This window comes from Pseudomonas sp. TH32 (assembly GCF_016650855.1).
Taxonomy (GTDB): Bacteria; Pseudomonadota; Gammaproteobacteria; order Pseudomonadales; family Pseudomonadaceae; genus Aquipseudomonas.
The window spans coordinates 2,219,707-2,239,315 of sequence record NZ_JAEKFA010000002.1; the positions used below are offsets into that span (position 1 = coordinate 2,219,707).

The window sequence follows — 19,609 nt, forward strand, 5'->3', positions numbered from 1 at the left end:
GCACCCGGCAATCACGCCACCGGGTGAGAACCTCAGGCAAAAGTGCCGGAGCAATCAGCCCGGCCTATTCAAGGGAAAGTAACGGAGTACTGCACGCTGGTATTGACCAGGCCCGCACCCGCGGGACCACCCGTGGCGATATAGCGTGCCGAGAAAGGCAAGGTCGCCAAGCCGCCGACGATGGTTGCAGGCGTGGAATTGAGACCGGACCGCAGGTCGATTGGCCTGTTCACAGCACCGTCGACAAGTTGTACTTCAACGTTGGCCGCCGGGGTTGCGGCTGCAACGTTACGCAAGTTGCCGGTGGCTGGATTGATGTTCGGGCTGCCAGCCTCGTACAAGACAGCAACAACAGTCCCGTCCGGGCACGTTGGGCTACCCCCGACGTACACATAGAACGGTTTTGCCCCAGCCGTTTGCCCCGCAGTCGAAAGGGCCGAGGTTTGGACCGTCTGCAGGACCACCGGGAAGTTGTTGCCCGAACCCGGCGAAACGCCAGTGCCACCGCTGATGGTGCAAGTCGTGCCTTTCACCTCGCCGGAAATTGTGATGGTGCCGTCTTCGGCAGACACGGCAGTAGCCATTACCCCAGAGGCTGCCAGTAATGCCATCGCCAATAGTTGTTTCTTCATCATCAACGCTTCCTTAATAGAATGGGCTAACGAAAGCTTTCCAAGGCAATGTGGTACTTTGGCCAAAGCTTTCGTAGGTTTACGTGGCGCCCACGTTGAGATTCGATCCATTCACAACTATATCTACATATGTCAAAGCCCTTGGAGGGGCGGACTGGAGAACCAGAAAGGCCCGCGCAGTGGTAAATCGCCGTTTTTTGGCTTATGTGCATGGGAAAGTTGTTTAACGATTTTACGTACCCTTCCCGTCTCATGCCGAAGGCAGCTGCCATGCCCCTGACCGCAAAAAAACCACGCAACCGCTCCACCCGTGTCCTGGTCACCGCACTTTGCGGGGCACTGCCGATCTTGCTGGGTGTGCTCATTCTGTATTGGCAGGCCGAACGCACACTGGAACAAAGCACCGCACAAACCGCCGAAGAAGCCGTGCGCCAGTTTGACTTGATGCTCGACAACACTGCCCTCGCCGCCCAGGAGCTGTTGCCGCTGGCAGGCCACGAATGCGATCTTCCAACACAGTTGGCCTTGCGCGAACAAGTCACCCGCCGCCCCTTCGTGCGCGCCACGACCTTGTCCTGGCAGAGAAACATTTATTGCAGCTCATTGTTTGGCGGCAACTACCAGTCGCCGGTCAACCCTGAAGACTACGTCAACGGGCGGCTCTGGCTGATGAAAGGCAACCCGGTCACGCCCGACACCGCCTTGCTGGTGTATCGCCTCACCGAAGGTGACCGGGGCGCGTTTGCGTCTATCGATGGCTACCACCTGACCAACGCCCTGCGCCTGATCAGCCGTTTCGCCGACCTGGTGCTGCAGGTCGGGCCCAACTGGCTGTCGGCCGATGGCAAGGTTCACAACACGGCGCTGCCGGCCTTTGCCGTGGCCCAGCATCATCTCGATTCCAAGCGGTATACCTACAGCGTGGAAGTCGGGATGCCGGAAGGCGAAACATGGCGCTACATGAAAGACCGGTTTCCGGCGCTGTTCGTCCTGGTGGTGTTTTTTGGCGTACTGGCGGGCCTGCTCGCGCACTGGCTGCAAAAACGCTCGTCAGCACCGACCCATGAGCTGCAACGGGCCTTGGGCGCCAATGAATTCATTCCGTATTATCAGCCGGTGGTGCGTGGCGACAACATTAGCCAGTGGGCCGGCTGCGAAGTGCTGATGCGCTGGAATCACCCCAAGGAAGGCCTGGTGCGCCCGGACCTGTTCATTCCCCTGGCCGAGCATTCCGGCCTGATCGTGCCAATGACCCGCGCCCTGATGCGCCGGACCGCCGCACAACTGGCGCCCCACGCCGAGCAATTTGCTGACAACTTCCATGTAGGTATCAACATCACCGCTCGCCATTGTCACGACCTGGAGCTGGTGGAGGACTGCCGGGAATTCCTCGCCGCCTTCCCGCCGGGCAAGGTGATCCTGGTACTTGAATTGACCGAGCGCGAGTTGATCGAGCCCACCGACATCACCCGCCAGTTGTTCCAGGCTCTGCATGAAATGGGGGTAATGATCGCGATCGACGACTTCGGCACCGGCCATTCCAGCCTGGGTTATTTGCGCAACTTCAATGTCGATTACTTGAAGATAGATCAAAGCTTTGTAGCGATGATCGGTGTTGATGCACTCTCGCGGCATATACTCGACAGCATCATTGAACTGTCCGCCAAGCTCGACCTGGGCATCGTGGCAGAGGGCGTCGAAACACAAGAACAATGCGATTACCTCGCCGCTCAAGGCGTGGATTTCTTGCAAGGTTACCTGTTTGGCAAGCCTGTTCCTTGCGACGAGTTCATTAGATTCCTGAACGGCCATTGAATAGCCAGCCACTTCAATGGAAATATTGTTAATTATACAAAAGACATGATTTACTCATGGCTGATTAACTACTACAATTTTTCCTGCCTGTGCTGAATTGGCAGGAGGGCCACTTTCATTGAGTCGCCTTAAGGCTCTTGGCTTATCGCTTTGTTTGCAGTAGATATCAGCCAAATACACTATTGGAGTATAGATTTTGTCCAGACTCGCCGAATTTCGCGCAGCAGAAAAAGCCCTTCAAGAGCAGCTTGCCCAGCTGGAATCCCTGAAGAACGATGCTGGTTTGAAGAAAGAAATCGAATTCGAAGAAAAGCTGCAAGGGCTGATGAAAACCTACGGCAAAAGCCTGCGCGACATCATCTCCATCCTGGATCCTAACCCGAGCAAGTCCGGCGCTTCCGTCGCCGCCGCACCAAAACAGCGCCGTGCACGTGTGGTCAAGGTTTACCACAACCCGCACACTGGCGAACTGATCGAAACCAAGGGCGGCAATCACCGCGGCCTGAAGGCATGGAAAGAACAGTACGGCGCAGCCACTGTAGATTCCTGGCTTCGCGGCTAATGCCTTGCGACTAGTACAAACGCACTAAGAAAAGCCCTGCACATGCAGGGCTTTCTTGTTTTCGGGCAGCAATATTGAAACAAAATAGTACCGTGGCATCTTCAAAAACGAACTTTAAAAAACATTTCACTTTGTTCAATTCGAATATTTTCTGCCTTGGCTACAGCGCTCAAAGTTTAAGGCTGTCGCGCACCGAACTGACTTCATCCTTGCTGGACTCGTAAGCTTCGGCCTGGCCTGCGTATGAAAAAACATAGGCCTTATCGGTATCAACCGCCCCGACCAACGTTTGCGACAGCACGTGCCGACCGTTCTCGGTGATGACACAGGTAGTTTCCAATGCTTCAAGCCGGCTCAATGTTGTGGGGTGCATCTTGGTGCACACACTTTGATAACCACCCTGGGCAAAGTCCTTCTGGATGGATTTGCGCATTTCCAGCAGCACACCTTGCAGGTTGACCGTATGCCCCACTTCGATCGGGGTGCCCGTCAACTCCATGACCATTAACGTCGCACCATTTTCATCATTCTTTATTGCACGCTGGCGCGACACTGTGGAAGGCTGAGCCGGCGCCTGATCGTCGGGCACCACCTCCTCCACCTGCCAGCCGCTGGGCCAATGAATTTCCGGGTCAGCCGCCCATACGGCGGTGCTGCCCAACAACAGGCCCAGGGTCGTTAACAGCGGTGCGCGAAATCCGATCATTGCGAAAAACACTCAAGGTTCAAGCGACAAAGTTTGGCCCCCGCACCCGCTGCTCGCAAGGGCTGCGTGACCTTTTTCATTTGGCGCAGCAGGCATGGCTGCGTATCATGGACCGGCTGCAAGGATGCCAGCCGCAAGCCAAGGGATGCTCCAACCGGAGCCACGTTTGCCCCATTCTTCTCTGGAGGGCCCATGAGCCTGCACGAACTGAACACATTCCCGGGCGTCACCGCCCAACCTGACACCGCCACCTCGAACTTCGTGTTCAACCACACCATGCTGCGGGTCAAGGACATCACCAAGTCGCTGGATTTCTACACCCGCGTCCTGGGTTTTTCCCTGGTTGAAAAACGTGACTTCCCGGAAGCCGAATTCAGCCTGTATTTCCTGGCCCTGGTCGACAAGGCCCAGATCCCGGCCGACGCGGCCGAGCGCACCCAGTGGATGAAGTCGATTCCAGGCATCCTGGAACTGACCCACAACCACGGCACCGAAAATGACGCGGACTTTGCCTATCACAACGGCAACACCGACCCGCGTGGCTTTGGCCATATCTGCATCTCGGTACCGGACATCGTCGCGGCCTGCGCACGCTTTGAAGAGCTGGGTTGCGACTTCCAGAAGCGCCTGAGTGATGGCCGCATGAAAAGCCTGGCCTTCGTGAAAGACCCGGACGCGTACTGGGTTGAGATCATTCAGCCAACACCGCTGTAAGATTTGGCAGGCAATAAAAAACCCCATGATCACTCATGGGGTTTTTCATTTCCGGGCCAGAATTTACGCCGGGGCGGAAGTGCGGATCAGGTGATCGAAAGCACTCAGGGAAGCCTTGGCGCCCTCGCCTACTGCGATCACGATCTGCTTGTACGGCACAGTCGTTACGTCACCGGCGGCAAAAACACCTGGCAGCGACGTCTCACCACGTGCATCAACGATGATCTCGCCACGTGGAGTCAGTTCCACAGTGCCTTTGAGCCAGTCGGTGTTGGGCAGCAAACCGATCTGTACAAAGATGCCTTCGAGGTCGATCGTCTTGAACTCACCGCTGTCGCGATCCTTGTAGGCCAGGCCGGTAACTTTCTGGCCATCGCCCTTGACCTCACTGGTCAGCGCGCTGGTGATCACGTCAACGTTCGGCAGGCTGTACAACTTGCGCTGCAACACGGCGTCGGCGCGCAGCTTGCTGTCAAACTCAAGCAAGGTCACGTGGCTGACGATGCCGGCCAGGTCGATGGCCGCTTCAACGCCAGAGTTACCGCCGCCGATCACCGCGACACGCTTGCCCTTGAACAACGGGCCATCGCAGTGCGGGCAGAAGCACACGCCCTTGGCTTTGTATTCCTGCTCGCCCGGTACACCCATTTCGCGCCAGCGGGCACCAGTGGCCAGGATCACGGTCTTGGACTTGAGGGTCGCACCGCTTTCAAAACGGATTTCGTGCAGTTCACCCGCGTTCTTCGCCGGGACCAGCGCAGTGGCGCGCTGCAGGTTCATGATGTCCACGTCGTACTGACGCACGTGGGCTTCCAGGGCGCTGGCCAGTTTCGGCCCTTCGGTTTCCTGTACCGAGATAAAGTTCTCGATCGACATGGTGTCCAGTACCTGCCCGCCGAAGCGCTCAGCCGCAACACCGGTGCGGATGCCTTTACGTGCAGCGTAGATAGCAGCTGACGAGCCCGCCGGGCCGCCGCCGACGACAAGTACGTCGAACGCATCTTTGGCGCTGATTTTCTCGGCGGCCTTTTCGATGCCGCTGGTGTCGAGCTTGGCGAGGATTTCTTCCAGGCCCATACGGCCCTGGCCGAAGTTCACACCGTTCAGGTAAACGCTCGGCACCGCCATGATCTGACGATCATCGACTTCGGCCTGGAACAACGCACCGTCGATGGCGACGTGGCGGATATTCGGGTTCAACACTGCCATCAGGTTCAACGCCTGGACCACGTCCGGGCAGTTCTGGCACGACAGCGAGAAGTAAGTCTCGAAGCTGAACTCGCCTTTAAGGGCGCGGATCTGTTCAATCACTTCGACACTCGCCTTCGAGGGGTGGCCGCCGACTTGCAGCAGCGCCAACACCAGGGAGGTGAATTCATGGCCCATGGGGATGCCGGCGAAACGCAGGCTGATATCGGCACCCGGGCGGTTGATGGAGAACGATGGCTTGCGCGCATCATTGCCATCGGTTTTCAGGGTAATCAGCGTGGTGAGGCTGGTTACGTCCTGCAAGAGGGCAAGCATTTCCTGGGATTTCGCACCGTCGTCGAGGGAGGCGACGATCTCGATCGGCTGGGTGACCCGTTCCAGGTATGACTTCAACTGAGCTTTAAGATTGGCGTCCAACATACGGGCGATTTCCTATTAATTCGGTTTATTGCAGACAAAAAAACGCCCGAGCGAATCTCGCCCGGGCGTTTTGAGGGCGGATGCAGCTTACTTAGGTGCGGTAACCCGCCCTTGGCACTTCACAGACTTAGATCTTGCCGACCAGGTCCAGGGACGGAGCCAGGGTGGCCTCGCCTTCTTTCCACTTGGCTGGGCACACTTCGCCCGGGTGAGCAGCAACGTACTGAGCGGCCTTGATTTTGCGCAGCAGCTCGGAAGCGTCACGGCCTACGCCGCCATCGTTCAGTTCAACGATTTTGATCTGGCCTTCAGGGTTGATCACGAAGGTGCCACGGTCTGCCAGGCCAGCTTCTTCGATCAGTACGTCGAAGTTGCGGGAGATGGTCAGGGTTGGGTCGCCGATCATGGTGTACTGGATTTTGCCGATGGCTGGCGAAGTGTTGTGCCAGGCAGCGTGGGCAAAGTGGGTGTCGGTGGAAACGCTGTAGATTTCGACGCCCAGTTTCTGGAATTCGGCGTAGTTGTCAGCCAGGTCTTCCAGTTCGGTCGGGCAGACGAAGGTGAAGTCGGCTGGGTAGAAGAAGACGACAGACCATTTGCCTTTCAGGTCAGCATCAGTCACGTCTACGAAGTTGCCGTTTTTGTAGGCGGTAGCTTTGAACGGTTTTACTTGGCTGTTGATGATAGGCATCGTTGACTCTCCGTCAGGTTTTGTAGAAGGGCTTAGTAAGTTGATGGGGTGAATCCTACCCACTCTCCCGGCCGATGGCTCATTGGCAAACCTCATGCTGACGATTGGTTTTCGCTATCAAGGGACTGTATTAATAGAAGAAACCTTCAATCACTCGAGGGATGCGCGGGTCATGCCGAGAAAGGGCGTCGCTTCAACATAGCGCATGGCGGATTTCATGTCTTTCCAGCCGACGTAAGTCATCAGCGACTTCAAGTCCCAACCGCTGCGATGGGCCCAGGTGGCAAAGCCCCGGCGCAAGGAGTGGCTGGTGTATTGATCGGCCGCAATGCCGGCGCGCTCCAGGGCCTGGCGCAACAGCGGGATCACGCTGTTGGGGTGCAAGCCCTCCTCACCCAGGTTGCCCCAGCGGTCAATGCCGCGAAACACCGGGCCGCGCACCAGCGCCGAAGCACTGAGCCACTCGCTATAGGCCTGGACTGGACACAGGCGTAACAACGCTGGTGTCTGGTAGGTGCGGCCGATATTTTCCCGATCACTTTTACTGCGTGGCAAATACAGGGTGATGCCCGAGCCGGGCACCGCCTGCACGTGCTCGATAGTCAACCGGCATAACTCGTCGCTACGAAAGCCGCGCCAGAACCCCAGCAGGATCAACGCCGCGTCACGCTTGGCCCGAAGCCAGCGCGGATGATCTTCAGCGCTTCGGGCGTCGCTGCCTTCCCGCTCAAGGAAATCAATCACCTGCTCCAGGTGCTGTAGCTGCAAAGGCTCAGCCTGCTTTTCCTGGGCCGGGTGCACGGCCCGAATGCCTTTCAGGACTTTGCGCACCACCGGCGCCTTGGTCGGATCGGGAAAACCCTGGCTTGTGTGCCACTGAGCCAGCGCCGACAAGCGCAGCTTCAGCGTGTTGACCGACAGCACGCCCGCGTGCGCCACCAGATAGCGCGCCACGCTGTCGCTGGTGGCCGGCAGAAACCCACCCCAATTCACCTCGAAATGCTCGATCGCCGCCCGATAGCTGCGGCGGGTGTTATCGCGGGTGGCCGCATTCAGATAACGGTCCAGTTCACTCATACCTGTACTGCCATTGGGCGACATCCACTTCAAAACCCTTATCACACGGGATAATACGCCAATATCCCATCTGTTAAATCAACAATTTAAGACTAAATACAATCATGATATAGTACGTATATACATACTACGTACCACAGTACTAAATCGACGGAGACTCCATGGCTCGCGGCGGCATCAATAAAGCAGTAGTTCAAACGGCACGCCTGGCGATCCTCGCCCGCGGCGAAAACCCAAGCATCGATGCCGTACGCATCGAGATGGGCAATACCGGCTCGAAAACCACGATTCATCGCTATTTGAAGGAGCTGGACGAAAGCGAAACCCGCCAGACCATTACTGAAGCGCCCATCGACGACGAGCTGGGCGAACTAGTGGCGCGCCTGGCCCAGCGCCTCAAGGAAAAGGCGCAGGAGCCGATCGACCTGGCCCTGGCGCAGTTCCAGCAACAGCAAGCCGCCCTGCTCGCCCAGACCGAAGCGCTGGAAGCCGCCCACAGCCAACTCAAGCAACAGTTCGATATCCAGGCGGCCGCCCTGGCCGATGAAAGCGCGGCCCTGCAAAGCACCCGCTCCAGCCTGCAAACCGAGCAAACCCGCAACGCCGGGTTGAGCCAGGCGTGCAGCGATTACGAGCTGCGGATCAACGATAAAGACGAGCAGATTCGCTCACTGGAAGAGAAGCACCTGCATGCACGGGATGCCCTTGAGCATTACCGCAACGCGATCAAGGATCAGCGCGAGCAGGAACAGCGCCGCCATGAAGGACAGTTGCAGCAGGTACAGGCAGAGCTGCGCCAGGCCCAGCAGAGCGCGATGGTGCGCCAGGATGAGATCACCCAACTGCACCGCGATAACGAGCGCCTGCTGATTGAGCACCGGGTGACGGTGAAAGAGCTGAGTGCCTTGCAGGAACAGGCCCGCCAGGACCGCGAACAGCAGCGCCAGTTGAGCGAACAGGTGAATGTGATCGACAGCGAGCGCACCCTGTTGCAGGAACGCTTGCGGGTTGCACAGTTGGAGAATCAGGCACGCCAGGAAGCGCTGGCCGAACACCAGCAGGTCAACAAGACCCTGGAGCTGGACCTGGTCAAAGCCCAGGCCAGCATCGAGGCGCTGCGCCTGGCAGCCGTCATTGCGACGGTGCCAGAGGCAACTACCGAGTGCTGATTACTGCGCCACCGGCGTGCGCATAGTGACGAACTCTTCCGCCGCCGTAGGGTGCACGCCGATGGTTTCGTCGAAATGCTGCTTGGTCGCGCCCGCCTTGAGTGCGATTGCCAGGCCTTGCACGATCTCGCCAGCGTCAGGGCCGACCATGTGGCAGCCCAGGACCTTGTCAGTCTCGGCGTCCACTACCAGCTTCATCAAGGTCTTTTCCTGGCACTCGGTCAGGGTCAGCTTCATCGGCCGGAAGCGGCTTTCGAAAACCTGCACCTTGTGGCCGTCTGCACGCGCCTGCTCTTCGCTGAGGCCCACGGTGCCGATGTTCGGCAGGCTGAACACCGCCGTCGGGATCATCGCGTAATCCACCGGGCGATACTGCTCAGGCTTGAACAATCGACGCGCCACGGCCATGCCTTCGGCCAGCGCCACCGGCGTGAGTTGCACACGACCGATCACATCGCCAATCGCCAGGATCGACGGCTCAGCGGTCTGGTACAGGTCGTCCACTTCGACAAAACCACGCTTGTCCAACTTGACGCCGGTGTTCTCCAGCCCCAGGTTATCGAGCATCGGGCGCCGGCCGGTGGCGTAGAACACGCAATCGGTTTCCAGTACGCGACCGTCTTTCAAGGTGGCCTTGAGGCTGCCGTCGGCCTGCTTGTCGATACGCTCGATGTCGGCATTGAATTGCAGGTCCAGGCCGCGCTTGGTCAGCTCTTCCTTCAAGTGCGTGCGCACCGAGCCGTCAAAACCGCGCAAGAACAGGTCACCGCGATACAGCAGCGAGGTCTGCGCGCCCAGGCCGTGGAAAATCCCGGCGAACTCCACGGCGATATAACCCCCGCCGACCACCAGCACACGCTTGGGCAGTTCTTTGAGGAAGAACGCCTCATTGGAGCCAATGGCGTGCTCGCGCCCCGGGATTTCCGGGATCTGCGGCCAGCCACCGGTGGCCACCAGAATGTGTTTGGCGGTGAAGCGCTCGCCATTGATTTCCACCTGGTGCGGGTCCACCAGTCGCGCATGCCCTTCGTGCAGGGTCACGCCGCTGTTGACCAGCAGGTTGCGGTAGATGCCATTGAGGCGGTTGATCTCGCGATCCTTGTTGGCGATCAGGGTCGCCCAGTCGAAGTTGGCTTCACCCAGGGACCAGCCGAAACCGCTGGCCTGCTCGAAGTCTTCGGCGAAATGCGCGCCGTACACCAACAGTTTCTTCGGCACGCAGCCCACATTCACGCAGGTACCGCCCAGGTAGCGGCTTTCCGCTACCGCCACCTTGGCGCCAAAACCTGCAGCGAATCGCGCAGCGCGCACACCGCCGGAACCGGCACCAATTACATAAAGGTCAAAATCGTAGGCCATTTCACTCTCCTCGGCAGGACAACAGCATACCTGCTTACATGGGGCCGAAAAACGAAAAAGCCACCCGAAGGTGGCTTTCCCAGATCAAGCAGGCAACCGTGAATCAGTAAGCCTTGCCAGTCTTGTAGAAGTGCTCGTAGCAGAAGTTGGTTGCTTCGATGTAGCCTTCAGCGCCACCGCAGTCAAAACGACGACCTTTGAACTTGTAGGCAATCACGCAACCGTCTTTTGCCTGCTTCAGCAGGGCGTCGGTGATCTGGATCTCGCCGCCCTTGCCTGGCTCGGTCTCTTCGATCAGCTTGAAGATGTCCGGGGTCAGGATGTAGCGGCCGATGATCGCCAGGTTCGATGGGGCATCTTCCGGCGCCGGTTTTTCAACCATATCGCGTACGCGGATCAGGCCATCACCGATGTCGTCGCCGGCAATCACGCCGTACTTGTTGGTTTCCTGAGGGTCAACCTCTTGAACCGCGACGATGGTGCAACGGTACTTCTGGTACAGCTTGACCATCTGGGTCAGCACGCCGTCGCCTTCTAGGTTTACGCAAAGGTCATCGGCCAGTACCACGGCGAACGGTTCGTCACCGATCAGCGGGCGACCGGTCAGGATCGCGTGACCCAGGCCTTTCATTTGGGTCTGGCGGGTGTAGGAGAACGAGCACTCGTCGAGCAGTTTACGGATGCCGACTACAGGTATTTTTCCTTGTCGGTGCCCTTGATCTGGTTTTCCAGCTCGTAGCTGATGTCGAAGTGGTCTTCCAGGGCGCGCTTACCACGGCCGGTCACGATCGAGATTTCGTTCAGGCCGGCATCCAGTGCCTCTTCAACGCCGTACTGGATCAGTGGCTTGTTCACCACCGGCAGCATCTCTTTGGGCATGGCCTTGGTCGCTGGCAGGAAGCGAGTGCCGTAACCGGCTGCTGGGAACAAGCATTTCTTGATCATATGAGTCCTTACAAAGGGCTGTGCGTACGAAATTCGGCGCAGTCTAATCAGGCCGCAGTCACCTTACAATGGGTCCTGCTGGCGTTGCGATGTCAACATAGAGAAAAAATGTCGGCGTAAGTTCCGCCGGCATTCAATCAAGTGCCTTCGTCGCTGTTAAAAATCGTCGGCTTGCGCCCGTCATTCAAAGGGCTTCAACCTTTTTAGCACGCTTTATCGCGATCGGCACTGACCAGCAACAACTTGCGCCGCCCCACGCCGTTTGGCGCTATCATTGCAGCCTGAACCAAACAACGAGATTGATAGATGTCAGAACCAAAAGGCGTGAACGGCTACCTGATCACCAAGCGAGCGGACGGCTGGCACTTGATCAACTTCCACGGCGACAGCGTTGCCGGGGCATTCGCGAGCGAAGCCCAAGCCATTGCAGTGGCCGAAGTGTTTGTGGATGAAGCAGGCCACGCGTCGAGCAAACGTCCCAAGACCAAGTAAGGCCTGTTTCCGGGGCTGCTTCGCAGCCCAACAGGGGCAAGCCCCCTCACCACAAGACAGTGTCAGCGCTCCCCTTCCAACACCCTGATGACGACTCCTACATGAACAAGATCCTGGCACTGATTGCGGTACTGGCGCTTACCGGTGGTTGCACCACCACCTCCGACACCGTCCTGAAAAACGGCGAACAAGGACTGGCTATCGACTGCTCCGGCGAAGCCAACTCCTGGGCCAGCTGCTATGAAAAGGCGGATGCGTCCTGCGCGGGCACCGGTTACCGGATTGTCGGCACTGAGGGTACGCCGGCCCTGAAAGAAAGCGACAAGACCCTGGGCAAGGATGTCGGTAACTACAAAACCCGCAGCGTGACCGTGGTCTGTAAGTAATTACATGTGAATTTCGGCGAACTTGATGCCCAGGCCGCGAATGGTCTCGATCAAGTCGTCCAGGCGAGAGAAGGATTCGACCTCATCCTGGTCATCTACCAGGAAATAGCTGCGACCGCCGCTCTTCTTGAAGAATACGATCCACTCGCCTGTATCCGCAGGATTTTGAATCACATGGGTCGCAGAAATATGACCCCCTGCATGTCGCTCTCTGACTTGCTCACGCTTCATGACTGAATATCCGAAAAGACAATGCCGCTGATTCAGCGGCATTTTTTATGGGTGATCGACAGTTTAACGGATGCCTTGGCCAATCAGCACGCCATCGACGGTCTGCCCGTAAAGATTGATGCCGTCATTGGCGTGAAACTTCACCCGGGTTTTCTCCACGGAGCCTTCCACCAGGCGCGGGTCCTGAGGCCGCTCGTGGCGATTGACGTAGGCCGCCACGTCCCAGGCCTGTTGGTCGGTCAGGCTGCCGCCCTTGCCCAGGGGCATGTTGTGCTTGATGAAGGACGCTGCCGTGTTGATCCGGTGCATCCCGGCGCCCCAGTTGTAGGAGTCTTTACCCCAAAGTGGCGGCATCACGTAGCTGTCGCCGACTTTCTGGCCCTGGCCCTCGGCACCATGACAAACGGCACATTGGCCCTTATAGACTTCAGCGCCCTGGGCCAGGTCATACCCCTTGTCGGGGGCCGGCACGTCCGGGTAGCCACGCCCCGGCAGCTCGACGCCCAAGGGAGCCTTGCTCGCCAGCCAGTAGGCATACACCGACAACGCAGTAATCTCCGGGCTGTCTGCTGCCGGTGGCGTGCCGCCATTCATGCTGAACTGGAAGCAACCCTGCAGGCGCTCGGCGAAGGTGTTGACCTTGTCGTTCTTTTTTCGATACGCCGGGTACATCGGATAGGCACCCCACAGCGGCGCGGAGTTGGCCAGGCGTCCCTGGTCCAAGTGGCAGTTGCTGCAATTGAGGCCATTGCCGACAAACTGCGGCGCCAGGCGCTTGGTGTCGACAAACAACGCGTAACCCTGTTTCACCAGCTTGCCGTAGGCGTTGTCCGGCAGCTCACTCTCTTTCGGCGGCTGGAACTGCGCGGCCGAGGAATGAGGAGATGGCTGCAACTGTGACTGGTCCTCCATGGCGATGGTGGCCGCATGGGCCGGCACACTGATCAGGGTTCCCAGCAACGGCGCACACAAGAAACGCTTCATGGCTTGGCCTCCTGGCCGCTCAGCGACGCGAAATAAGTGGCCACCGCCTGCACTTCTTCAGCGCTGAGGGATTTGGCGACATGCCCCATCAGATCGTTCGGATCGTTATGACGTGTACCGCTGCGCCAGGCGTTCAACTGCGCTGCCAGGTAGGCTGCCGATTGCCCGGCCAAGGGTGGAAACGCCTCGCCGACACCCACGCCGGCCGGGCCATGGCAACTGACGCAGGCCGGAATCTGGCGCTCCCACGCGCCTTGCAGGGCAATCTTTTGCGCAGCGTCAGTTGGCATATTGCTGCGGTGCACCGGGACAGGCGCCGGCGCGGGCATTGCCGCCAGCTCCTCGGTCACGGCGTTGATTTCTTCTTCCGTCAGTGCGCTGGCCAGCGGTTGCATCACGGGACTGTTACGCGCGCCGCTTTTAAAATCCTGCAGTTGCTTGCGCAAATAACCCGCAGGCAAACCAGCCAAGCGCGGAAAACCCGCCGCCGCCAGCCCCAGGCCATCCGCCCCGTGGCAAGCCACACAGGGCGCCGTTCCCGGCTGGGAACCGCCCTGTGTAAACACGTTTTTCCCTCTAGCGCGTGGGCACTGCCCACTATCAGCAGCAACGCGCTACCCATCAGAACTCGTTCCAGAGACATCATCACGACTCCATTTTTATAGTTATATGCTTAGGCGAATTAGGCATAAGCCTACAAATGGTAGGGTAATGATCCGACAGCCACAACACTCAAAACCTACAGAAAAGGACCACACACAAAAAAACATGCACAAAAAACCCGACACTGCGCTGGCAGGTCGGGCTTCCTGATCGGATTCGAAAGTGGGTGGCCTACCGGATTAACCGGAAATGCATGCCTCGCCGGCGGCCTTCACGTCACCCGGGCGAATCGGCACATTGGACATGCTCTCGTAGAGCTTGATGCTGCTGCCGCTGGAGCGCTCTTCAATTTCAAAGATAGCCGACGGATCAGCAGAGAACTTCTGCGGCACAATCACTTGAACACCCTCCTTGTGGGGCTCGATCTGGGACGGCCTGCGGGTTTTGGACAATTTCTGAACCACACACGCCGCGTATTCCTGCGGCTTTTTGCCAGAGATCACTGCCAGCGTCGGTGGGGTCTGCTTGATATCCGCCACCGAAGCACATCCACCCAACGCCAGGGCCAGAACCAACACACTCCACTTCATATAAAAAACCTCCGATAAAGACCCTACGACAGCGAGGAAGGTATTTTTCTCCCGCCCACGTTGGATTTATCCCTGATAACTCGGTAAATAACTGTTTTAAATTGTCGAAGTCGTCGACGACGGTCCGATAATAAACGTGCTGGGGCTGATAAACTCCATCTTAACCTACGTATCGTTCTGATTTTTCAGAAAAAGCCCTTCTGGAGACACCCCATGAAATTCATCCACCAGCGCGAACACCTTAATGAAGGAGATATTGTCGTCATTGAATGCTCGCAAACCTGCAACATCCGCCTGATGAGCGACGCGAACTTTCGCAGCTTCAAGAACGGTGGCCGCCATACCTACCACGGCGGCGCATTTGACAAGTTCCCGGCAAAAATCACCGCGCCGAGCACCGGGTTCTGGAACATTACCCTGGACGTCGTGACCCGCCGTGCCATCAGCGTGACCAAGAAGCCGACCTTGTCCCACAAGATCCGCATCGTGCGCCGCACCAATTCGAAACTGAGCTGACAGGAATGCCCGTGACTACCACCAAATATGTGATCAAGTACAAACTCAACGGTGAACGCCGCTTCGAATTCGCCCAATTGCAGGCCGGCAGCCTCGAAGAAGCCAAGGAAGCCCTGGCGAAAATCCACGACGCCAGCGATGAAATCACCGATATCAATGTGAGCAAGGCCCTGTAATTCGAGCGCAAGCATCGGAGTGTCACGCCGCTGACGACTTCCTAGACTGGCAGCCTTTACCCGCTGCCACAGGAACTCGTCGATGCCTCCTACTCCACTGCAAGAACGCCTGGCCAACCTGAACTGGGACGCGATCGAGCGAGACCTCGATCAACAGGGCAATGCGCTGATCCCGGGCCTGCTGGAGCACTGTGAATGCGCAGCACTCAGCAGCCATTATCCCCGACAGGACCTGTTTCGCTCCCACGTGCTGATGGCCAGGCACGGCTTTGGCCGTGGCGAGTACAAGTACTTCCGCTACCCGTTGCCCTCGCCGATCAGCGAGCTGCGTGAACAGCTGTATGGGTACCTGGCGCCCCAGGCTAATCGCTGGAACGAGCGGATGAACCTGCCGATCACCTACCCGGCGCACCATGCCGACTTCATCGCCCGCTGCCACGCCGCCGGGCAGCAACGCCCTACGCCGTTATTGCTGCAATATGGCCCCGGTGACTACAACTGCCTGCACCAGGATCTGTACGGCGAACATGTATTCCCCTTACAAGTGGCCATCTTGTTGTCGCAGCCGGGAGAGGATTTCCGTGGCGGCGAACTGGTACTGACCGAACAGCGGCCAAGAATGCAATCCCGTGCCCATGTCGTACCGCTGAACAAGGGCGACGCGGTGGTCTTCGCGGTCAATCAGCGACCCGTGCCCAGTGCGAGGGGCTTTCATCGGGTCACCTTGCGCCATGGGGTCAGTGTTCTGCACAGTGGCAGGCGCCATACCTTGGGAGTGATTTTTCACGATGCACAGTAAGAGCAATCCCGGCCCCACCCTCGATCTGTTTGCCGACGAGGCCTTGCAGCAACCCGCGGGGCGCGAGCAAATCGGCGAGCAGTCCTGCGTGCTCAAGGGCTATGCCCTGCCGTGGGTCGAGCGTTTGCTGCCGGAACTGCGGCGCATATTGGCCCAGTCGCCGTTCCGGCAAATGGTCACGCCGGGCGGCTTTACCATGTCGGCGGCGTTGAGCAGTTGTGGGGAGTTGGGCTGGACAACCGATCCCACGGGCTATCGCTACTCCCCGGTTGACCCCAACAGCGGACAACCCTGGCCAGCACTGCCCGAGGCACTGCGCCAACTGGCGATCACGGCCGCAGCAGATGCGGGTTTCGCTGATTTCGAGCCGGATGCCTGCCTGATCAACCGCTACGTGCCGGGGGCCAAAATGTCCCTGCATCAGGACAAGAACGAGCGCAACTACGCAGCCCCGGTGGTATCGGTGTCCCTGGGTTTGCCGGCGATCTTTCTGTTCGGCGGCCATGAACGGAGCGACAAGCCACAAAAGGTCTCGCTGTTCCATGGCGATGTGGTGGTGTGGGGCGGCGTGGATCGCCTGCGCTTTCACGGCGTGATGCCGATCAAGCCCGGCACTCATCCGGTGATGGGGCCGCAGCGTATCAACCTGACATTTCGAACCGCCGGATGAATTTGACCGCAAGCATCGGAGTGATAGGAATGCCGCACGGGACTAACCTGGCATTCCTCAAACAGGAGTCACCACCATGACCGCGCGCCACGCCACCGAACAAGACCCGCGCTGGGCCGCCATCGTCGCCCGCGACGCCAAGGCTGACTTGACCTTCGTCTACGGTGTGAAAACCACCGGCGTGTACTGCCGCCCCAGCAGCTCCGCACGGCGGCCGCGCCCGGAGAATGTCGAATTCTTCGACACCCCGCAACAGGCCGAAGCCGCGGGCTACCGCCCCAACAAACGCTATTCGGGCGACCAGACCCAAGTCGCCGCACGCCATGCGCAGCTGGTGGCAAGCGCCTGCCGACACATCGAGCAAGCCGAAACCTTGCCGTCCCTTGAAGCCTTGGCCGCCCTCGCCGGCTTGAGCCCATTCCATTTTCATCGGGTGTTCAAAGCGGTGACCGGCCTGACGCCCAAGCGCTACGCCAGCGCCCATCGCTCGCGCAAGGTGCGTGACGGGCTCAAGGACCAACACTCGGTAACCAACGCGCTGTACGACGCAGGCTTCAATTCCAACAGCCGCTTTTACGAAGCTGCCGACCAATTGCTCGGCATGAAGCCTGGCGACTACAAAGCCGGCGGCACCAACACAGACATCCGTTTTGCCGTCGGCGAATGCTCATTGGGCGCGATCCTGGTGGCGCAGAGCAATCGTGGCGTATGCGCGATCCTGCTGGGAGATGACCCGGACAAACTGGTGCGCGACCTTCAGGACCAGTTTCCCCGTGCCAATCTATTGGGCGCCGATCACGACTTCGAACAATTGATCGCCCAGGTGGTGGGCTTCATCGAAGCGCCGGCCCTGGGCCTGGATTTGCCCCTGGATTTGCGTGGCACCGCGTTTCAGGAACGGGTTTGGCAGGCCTTGCGGGAAATCCCGGTGGGTTGCACCGCCAGCTACGCCGAGATCGCCCAGCGCATCGGCGCCCCAACTGCCTACCGCGCCGTGGCTCAAGCGTGTGGCGCCAACAGCCTGGCCGTGGCGATTCCCTGCCACCGCGTTGTGCGCGCCGACGGTAACCTGTCGGGCTATCGCTGGGGCGTTGAACGCAAACGCCAACTGCTGGAGCGCGAAAGCCCGGCAGAATCCTGAAGACGGTTACTGGAGTTTACGTTTGCGAAACTCCGCCACCTTATGCCGGTTGCCACACAGCGCCATGCTGCACCAGCGGCGCTTGTGCCCCTTGGTACGGTCGTAAAACCACAGCACGCACTCGGGATGCTCACAGGTGCGGATCAACCCGAAATCCCCTTCCACCAGCAACGTCGCAGCGGCTTCGGCAATCGGTGCCAGGAACTGCTCGGCGGTTTGCTGTTTGCGCTGGCGCTCCAGGCGCAACTCGCCAGGTGCCGGCCAAGCCAGCTGCGGGTGACTGACCGCCTTGCGCAAAAATGCATTGAGTGCGCCAGGGTCGCCCTGCTCGCCGGCCTTGCGCTGTTCGAGCAACTGCCGGATCACCTCCCGCAAGCCCCGCGCCGCGCCCAGCAGCGCGCCCTCCTCGAACACCGGCACCGTGCCCTCATCGCACCAGCCCAGCCGCACCAGCCAGCGCTCGACATCGCCATCGCCTTGCCAGAATTCAAATGGCACGCCGTCGACATTCGCCCGGGTATTGAGCATGTCCAGCACCGGATGGTCGGCCAGAACGTAGGGTTCCAACGGGGATGGGGTGATGGCGGTCATGGCGAATCCTCTTCAAGTCCGGGTCATCGTAACCGCTGACTGGGCTTTTGGATAGTTACCAAGCCCACATAAAAGTAACCTCTTAAATTAATTTGACAGGTTACTATTTCGGGCGCAGCCTAAAAATCAGTAACCCGACAAACAATCTTATCCAGTTACAAAGAGGACTCCGATCATGTCGATTTCAACCCCAGTGGTTCGCTACCAGCACGTTGATGCCGATGGCGTGCGCATCTTCTACCGCGAAGCCGGCGACCCGTCCGCCCCCGTGATGTTGCTGCTGCATGGTTTCCCCAGTTCGTCCCATATGTACCGCGACCTGATCCCGCTGCTTGCCACCCGCTACCGGGTCATCGCGCCAGACCTGCCTGGTTTCGGCTTCACCGAAGTCCCCACCGAACGCAATTACCACTACAGTTTCGACAACCTGGCGCTCACCGTCGGCCATTTCGTCGACGCCTTGCAGCTCAGCCGCTACGCGCTTTATGTGTTCGACTACGGTGCGCCGGTGGGCCTGCGCTTGGCGGTGGCGCACTCGGAACGGGTCAGCGCGCTGGTGTCGCAAAACGGCAACGCGTACCTGGAAGGTTTGGGTGACGCCTGGGCGCCGATCCGTACCTATTGGGCCGAACCCAGCCAGGCCAATCGAGAGGTGATACGCAATGCCGTCATCAGCCTGGAAGGCACGCGCTATCAGTACCTGCATGGCGTCCCGCAACCGGAGTTGGTCGCACCGGAGTCCTACATGCTCGACGTGCTTTTGATGCAGCGCCCCGGCAATGACGAGATCCAATTGGACCTGTTCCTCGACTACCGCAACAACCTGACGCTGTACCCGGCGTTCCAGGCGTTTTTCAAGGCCACGCAAGTGCCGGCGCTGGTGATCTGGGGCCAGAACGATCCGTTCTTCATCCCGCCGGGCGCCCATGCCTACAGCCGCGACAACGCCAACGCGGTGGTGGAATTACTCGACACTGGCCACTTCGCCCTGGAAACCCACGCCGCGCATATTGCCCAGCGGATTCATGAGGTATTGGGCCACGCCATCGACTGATGGCCGCGCACGAAACACTGGATTCGTCCAGTGAATAATACAGACTCGCCTGGTGCTGCCTGGCCCTGCTAAAACGA

At 58.9% G+C, this 19,609-nt stretch carries 22 protein-coding genes and 2 pseudogenes; 12 read left to right on the plus strand and 12 right to left on the minus strand.

Annotation, left to right across the window (positions count from 1 at the left end; all coding sequences use genetic code 11):
- Nucleotides 1-68 precede the first annotated feature (68 nt).
- Nucleotides 69-635, minus strand: a complete 567-nt coding sequence (locus tag JFV30_RS13620) for a fimbrial protein (RefSeq protein WP_201124289.1) — start codon at nucleotides 633-635, stop codon at nucleotides 69-71.
- 267 nt (nucleotides 636-902) lie between these two features.
- Between JFV30_RS13620 and JFV30_RS13625 the strand changes: the two genes are divergently transcribed.
- Nucleotides 903-2,447 (plus strand): EAL domain-containing protein, encoded by a 1,545-nt coding sequence (locus JFV30_RS13625; RefSeq protein WP_201124290.1) that lies wholly within the window; start codon nucleotides 903-905, stop codon nucleotides 2,445-2,447.
- A 196-nt stretch (nucleotides 2,448-2,643) separates the two neighbouring features.
- Nucleotides 2,644-3,009: a histone-like nucleoid-structuring protein, MvaT/MvaU family gene (locus JFV30_RS13630; protein WP_010171383.1), complete on the plus strand. Its 366-nt coding sequence runs from the start codon at nucleotides 2,644-2,646 to the stop codon at nucleotides 3,007-3,009.
- Between the two features lie 169 nt (nucleotides 3,010-3,178).
- Here JFV30_RS13630 and JFV30_RS13635 read toward each other — a convergent pair whose 3' ends face one another.
- On the minus strand, nucleotides 3,179-3,715 hold the full coding sequence (locus JFV30_RS13635) for a DUF4946 domain-containing protein (RefSeq protein WP_201124291.1): 537 nt from the start codon (nucleotides 3,713-3,715) through the stop codon (nucleotides 3,179-3,181).
- A 192-nt stretch (nucleotides 3,716-3,907) separates the two neighbouring features.
- Between JFV30_RS13635 and gloA the strand changes: the two genes are divergently transcribed.
- Nucleotides 3,908-4,429 carry a lactoylglutathione lyase gene (gloA, locus tag JFV30_RS13640; protein WP_010171387.1) on the plus strand — a complete coding sequence of 174 codons (522 nt, stop codon included), beginning with the start codon at nucleotides 3,908-3,910 and terminating at the stop codon, nucleotides 4,427-4,429.
- A 63-nt stretch (nucleotides 4,430-4,492) separates the two neighbouring features.
- Here gloA and ahpF read toward each other — a convergent pair whose 3' ends face one another.
- From ahpF to JFV30_RS13655, 3 genes are all read right to left on the minus strand, one after another.
- Nucleotides 4,493-6,058: an alkyl hydroperoxide reductase subunit F gene (gene ahpF / locus JFV30_RS13645; protein WP_201124292.1), complete on the minus strand. Its 1,566-nt coding sequence runs from the start codon at nucleotides 6,056-6,058 to the stop codon at nucleotides 4,493-4,495.
- A gap of 127 nt (nucleotides 6,059-6,185) precedes the next feature.
- Nucleotides 6,186-6,749: an alkyl hydroperoxide reductase subunit C gene (ahpC, locus tag JFV30_RS13650; RefSeq protein ID WP_003173835.1), complete on the minus strand. Its 564-nt coding sequence runs from the start codon at nucleotides 6,747-6,749 to the stop codon at nucleotides 6,186-6,188.
- Nucleotides 6,750-6,899: 150 nt separating this feature from the next.
- The gene (locus tag JFV30_RS13655; protein ID WP_010171391.1) at nucleotides 6,900-7,826 is read right to left on the minus strand and encodes a site-specific integrase; all 927 of its coding nucleotides are present in this window, start codon (nucleotides 7,824-7,826) and stop codon (nucleotides 6,900-6,902) included.
- A 161-nt stretch (nucleotides 7,827-7,987) separates the two neighbouring features.
- On the opposite strand from JFV30_RS13655, the gene JFV30_RS13660 reads away from it, so the two are divergent.
- Complete coding sequence (locus JFV30_RS13660) at nucleotides 7,988-8,995, plus strand: DNA-binding protein (protein ID WP_201124293.1); 1,008 nt, start codon at nucleotides 7,988-7,990, stop codon at nucleotides 8,993-8,995.
- On the opposite strand, the gene gorA is transcribed toward JFV30_RS13660, so the two are convergent.
- Entirely contained in the window at nucleotides 8,996-10,354 is a 1,359-nt protein-coding gene (gene gorA / locus JFV30_RS13665) for a glutathione-disulfide reductase (RefSeq protein ID WP_177046421.1), read from the minus strand. It lies immediately after the preceding gene.
- Nucleotides 10,355-10,457: 103 nt separating this feature from the next.
- A pseudogene (gene galU / locus JFV30_RS13670) lies at nucleotides 10,458-11,299 on the minus strand (UTP--glucose-1-phosphate uridylyltransferase GalU).
- 306 nt (nucleotides 11,300-11,605) lie between these two features.
- On the opposite strand from galU, the gene JFV30_RS13675 reads away from it, so the two are divergent.
- A complete protein-coding gene (locus tag JFV30_RS13675; protein ID WP_010171394.1) occupies nucleotides 11,606-11,791 on the plus strand; it encodes a hypothetical protein in 186 nt (61 codons plus the stop codon).
- 101 nt (nucleotides 11,792-11,892) lie between these two features.
- Nucleotides 11,893-12,177: a hypothetical protein gene (locus JFV30_RS13680; protein WP_003212581.1), complete on the plus strand. Its 285-nt coding sequence runs from the start codon at nucleotides 11,893-11,895 to the stop codon at nucleotides 12,175-12,177.
- Here the strand turns inward: JFV30_RS13680 and JFV30_RS13685 are convergent, their stop codons facing one another.
- The 4 genes and pseudogenes from JFV30_RS13685 to JFV30_RS13700 form a co-directional block, all read right to left on the minus strand.
- A complete protein-coding gene (locus tag JFV30_RS13685) occupies nucleotides 12,178-12,408 on the minus strand; it encodes a hypothetical protein (protein WP_010171395.1) in 231 nt (76 codons plus the stop codon).
- A 63-nt stretch (nucleotides 12,409-12,471) separates the two neighbouring features.
- On the minus strand, nucleotides 12,472-13,392 hold the full coding sequence (locus JFV30_RS13690; protein ID WP_201124294.1) for a c-type cytochrome: 921 nt from the start codon (nucleotides 13,390-13,392) through the stop codon (nucleotides 12,472-12,474).
- Nucleotides 13,389-14,014 (minus strand): annotated as a pseudogene (locus tag JFV30_RS13695) (c-type cytochrome). The gene JFV30_RS13690 and the pseudogene JFV30_RS13695 overlap by 4 nt, the downstream one beginning before the upstream one ends.
- 220 nt (nucleotides 14,015-14,234) lie before the next feature.
- Nucleotides 14,235-14,585, minus strand: a complete 351-nt coding sequence (locus JFV30_RS13700) for a hypothetical protein (protein ID WP_010171399.1) — start codon at nucleotides 14,583-14,585, stop codon at nucleotides 14,235-14,237.
- Between the two features lie 213 nt (nucleotides 14,586-14,798).
- On the opposite strand from JFV30_RS13700, the gene JFV30_RS13705 reads away from it, so the two are divergent.
- The 5 genes from JFV30_RS13705 (at nucleotide 14,799) to ada (ending at nucleotide 17,887) form a co-directional block, all read left to right on the plus strand.
- Nucleotides 14,799-15,101: a DUF1883 domain-containing protein gene (locus tag JFV30_RS13705; protein WP_003212586.1), complete on the plus strand. Its 303-nt coding sequence runs from the start codon at nucleotides 14,799-14,801 to the stop codon at nucleotides 15,099-15,101.
- Nucleotides 15,102-15,112: 11 nt separating this feature from the next.
- Nucleotides 15,113-15,277, plus strand: coding sequence for a hypothetical protein (locus JFV30_RS13710; RefSeq protein WP_169385834.1), 165 nt, complete (start codon nucleotides 15,113-15,115; stop codon nucleotides 15,275-15,277).
- Nucleotides 15,278-15,359: 82 nt separating this feature from the next.
- Nucleotides 15,360-16,076 (plus strand): 2OG-Fe(II) oxygenase, encoded by a 717-nt coding sequence (locus tag JFV30_RS13715; RefSeq protein ID WP_201124295.1) that lies wholly within the window; start codon nucleotides 15,360-15,362, stop codon nucleotides 16,074-16,076.
- The gene (alkB, locus tag JFV30_RS13720) at nucleotides 16,066-16,746 is read left to right on the plus strand and encodes a DNA oxidative demethylase AlkB (protein ID WP_201124296.1); all 681 of its coding nucleotides are present in this window, start codon (nucleotides 16,066-16,068) and stop codon (nucleotides 16,744-16,746) included. Before JFV30_RS13715 ends, alkB begins: the two co-directional genes overlap by 11 nt.
- A 76-nt stretch (nucleotides 16,747-16,822) precedes the next feature.
- The gene (ada, locus tag JFV30_RS13725; RefSeq protein ID WP_201124297.1) at nucleotides 16,823-17,887 is read left to right on the plus strand and encodes a bifunctional DNA-binding transcriptional regulator/O6-methylguanine-DNA methyltransferase Ada; all 1,065 of its coding nucleotides are present in this window, start codon (nucleotides 16,823-16,825) and stop codon (nucleotides 17,885-17,887) included.
- Nucleotides 17,888-17,893: 6 nt separating this feature from the next.
- Here the strand turns inward: ada and JFV30_RS13730 are convergent, their stop codons facing one another.
- The gene (locus tag JFV30_RS13730) at nucleotides 17,894-18,478 is read right to left on the minus strand and encodes a CGNR zinc finger domain-containing protein (RefSeq protein ID WP_201124298.1); all 585 of its coding nucleotides are present in this window, start codon (nucleotides 18,476-18,478) and stop codon (nucleotides 17,894-17,896) included.
- Nucleotides 18,479-18,653: 175 nt separating this feature from the next.
- Here JFV30_RS13730 and JFV30_RS13735 point away from each other — a divergent pair, with 175 nt between their 5' ends.
- The gene (locus tag JFV30_RS13735; RefSeq protein WP_201124299.1) at nucleotides 18,654-19,532 is read left to right on the plus strand and encodes an alpha/beta fold hydrolase; all 879 of its coding nucleotides are present in this window, start codon (nucleotides 18,654-18,656) and stop codon (nucleotides 19,530-19,532) included.
- Nucleotides 19,533-19,609: the final 77 nt, after the last annotated feature.

Coding starts and splice junctions, on each gene's coding strand:
- JFV30_RS13660 (WP_201124293.1), top strand. CDS start 7,988: ATGGCTCGCGGCGGCATCAATAAAGCAGTAGTTCAAACGGCACGCCTG.
- JFV30_RS13655 (WP_010171391.1), bottom strand. CDS start 7,826: ATGAGTGAACTGGACCGTTATCTGAATGCGGCCACCCGCGATAACACC.
- JFV30_RS13700 (WP_010171399.1), bottom strand. CDS start 14,585: ATGAAGTGGAGTGTGTTGGTTCTGGCCCTGGCGTTGGGTGGATGTGCT.
- ahpC (WP_003173835.1), bottom strand. CDS start 6,749: ATGCCTATCATCAACAGCCAAGTAAAACCGTTCAAAGCTACCGCCTAC.
- JFV30_RS13625 (WP_201124290.1), top strand. CDS start 903: ATGCCCCTGACCGCAAAAAAACCACGCAACCGCTCCACCCGTGTCCTG.
- JFV30_RS13705 (WP_003212586.1), top strand. CDS start 14,799: ATGAAATTCATCCACCAGCGCGAACACCTTAATGAAGGAGATATTGTC.
- JFV30_RS13735 (WP_201124299.1), top strand. CDS start 18,654: ATGTCGATTTCAACCCCAGTGGTTCGCTACCAGCACGTTGATGCCGAT.
- JFV30_RS13685 (WP_010171395.1), bottom strand. CDS start 12,408: ATGAAGCGTGAGCAAGTCAGAGAGCGACATGCAGGGGGTCATATTTCT.
- JFV30_RS13635 (WP_201124291.1), bottom strand. CDS start 3,715: ATGATCGGATTTCGCGCACCGCTGTTAACGACCCTGGGCCTGTTGTTG.
- JFV30_RS13680 (WP_003212581.1), top strand. CDS start 11,893: ATGAACAAGATCCTGGCACTGATTGCGGTACTGGCGCTTACCGGTGGT.
- JFV30_RS13730 (WP_201124298.1), bottom strand. CDS start 18,478: ATGACCGCCATCACCCCATCCCCGTTGGAACCCTACGTTCTGGCCGAC.
- JFV30_RS13690 (WP_201124294.1), bottom strand. CDS start 13,392: ATGAAGCGTTTCTTGTGTGCGCCGTTGCTGGGAACCCTGATCAGTGTG.
- alkB (WP_201124296.1), top strand. CDS start 16,066: ATGCACAGTAAGAGCAATCCCGGCCCCACCCTCGATCTGTTTGCCGAC.
- JFV30_RS13715 (WP_201124295.1), top strand. CDS start 15,360: ATGCCTCCTACTCCACTGCAAGAACGCCTGGCCAACCTGAACTGGGAC.
- ahpF (WP_201124292.1), bottom strand. CDS start 6,058: ATGTTGGACGCCAATCTTAAAGCTCAGTTGAAGTCATACCTGGAACGG.
- gorA (WP_177046421.1), bottom strand. CDS start 10,354: ATGGCCTACGATTTTGACCTTTATGTAATTGGTGCCGGTTCCGGCGGT.
- JFV30_RS13620 (WP_201124289.1), bottom strand. CDS start 635: ATGATGAAGAAACAACTATTGGCGATGGCATTACTGGCAGCCTCTGGG.
- JFV30_RS13675 (WP_010171394.1), top strand. CDS start 11,606: ATGTCAGAACCAAAAGGCGTGAACGGCTACCTGATCACCAAGCGAGCG.
- gloA (WP_010171387.1), top strand. CDS start 3,908: ATGAGCCTGCACGAACTGAACACATTCCCGGGCGTCACCGCCCAACCT.
- ada (WP_201124297.1), top strand. CDS start 16,823: ATGACCGCGCGCCACGCCACCGAACAAGACCCGCGCTGGGCCGCCATC.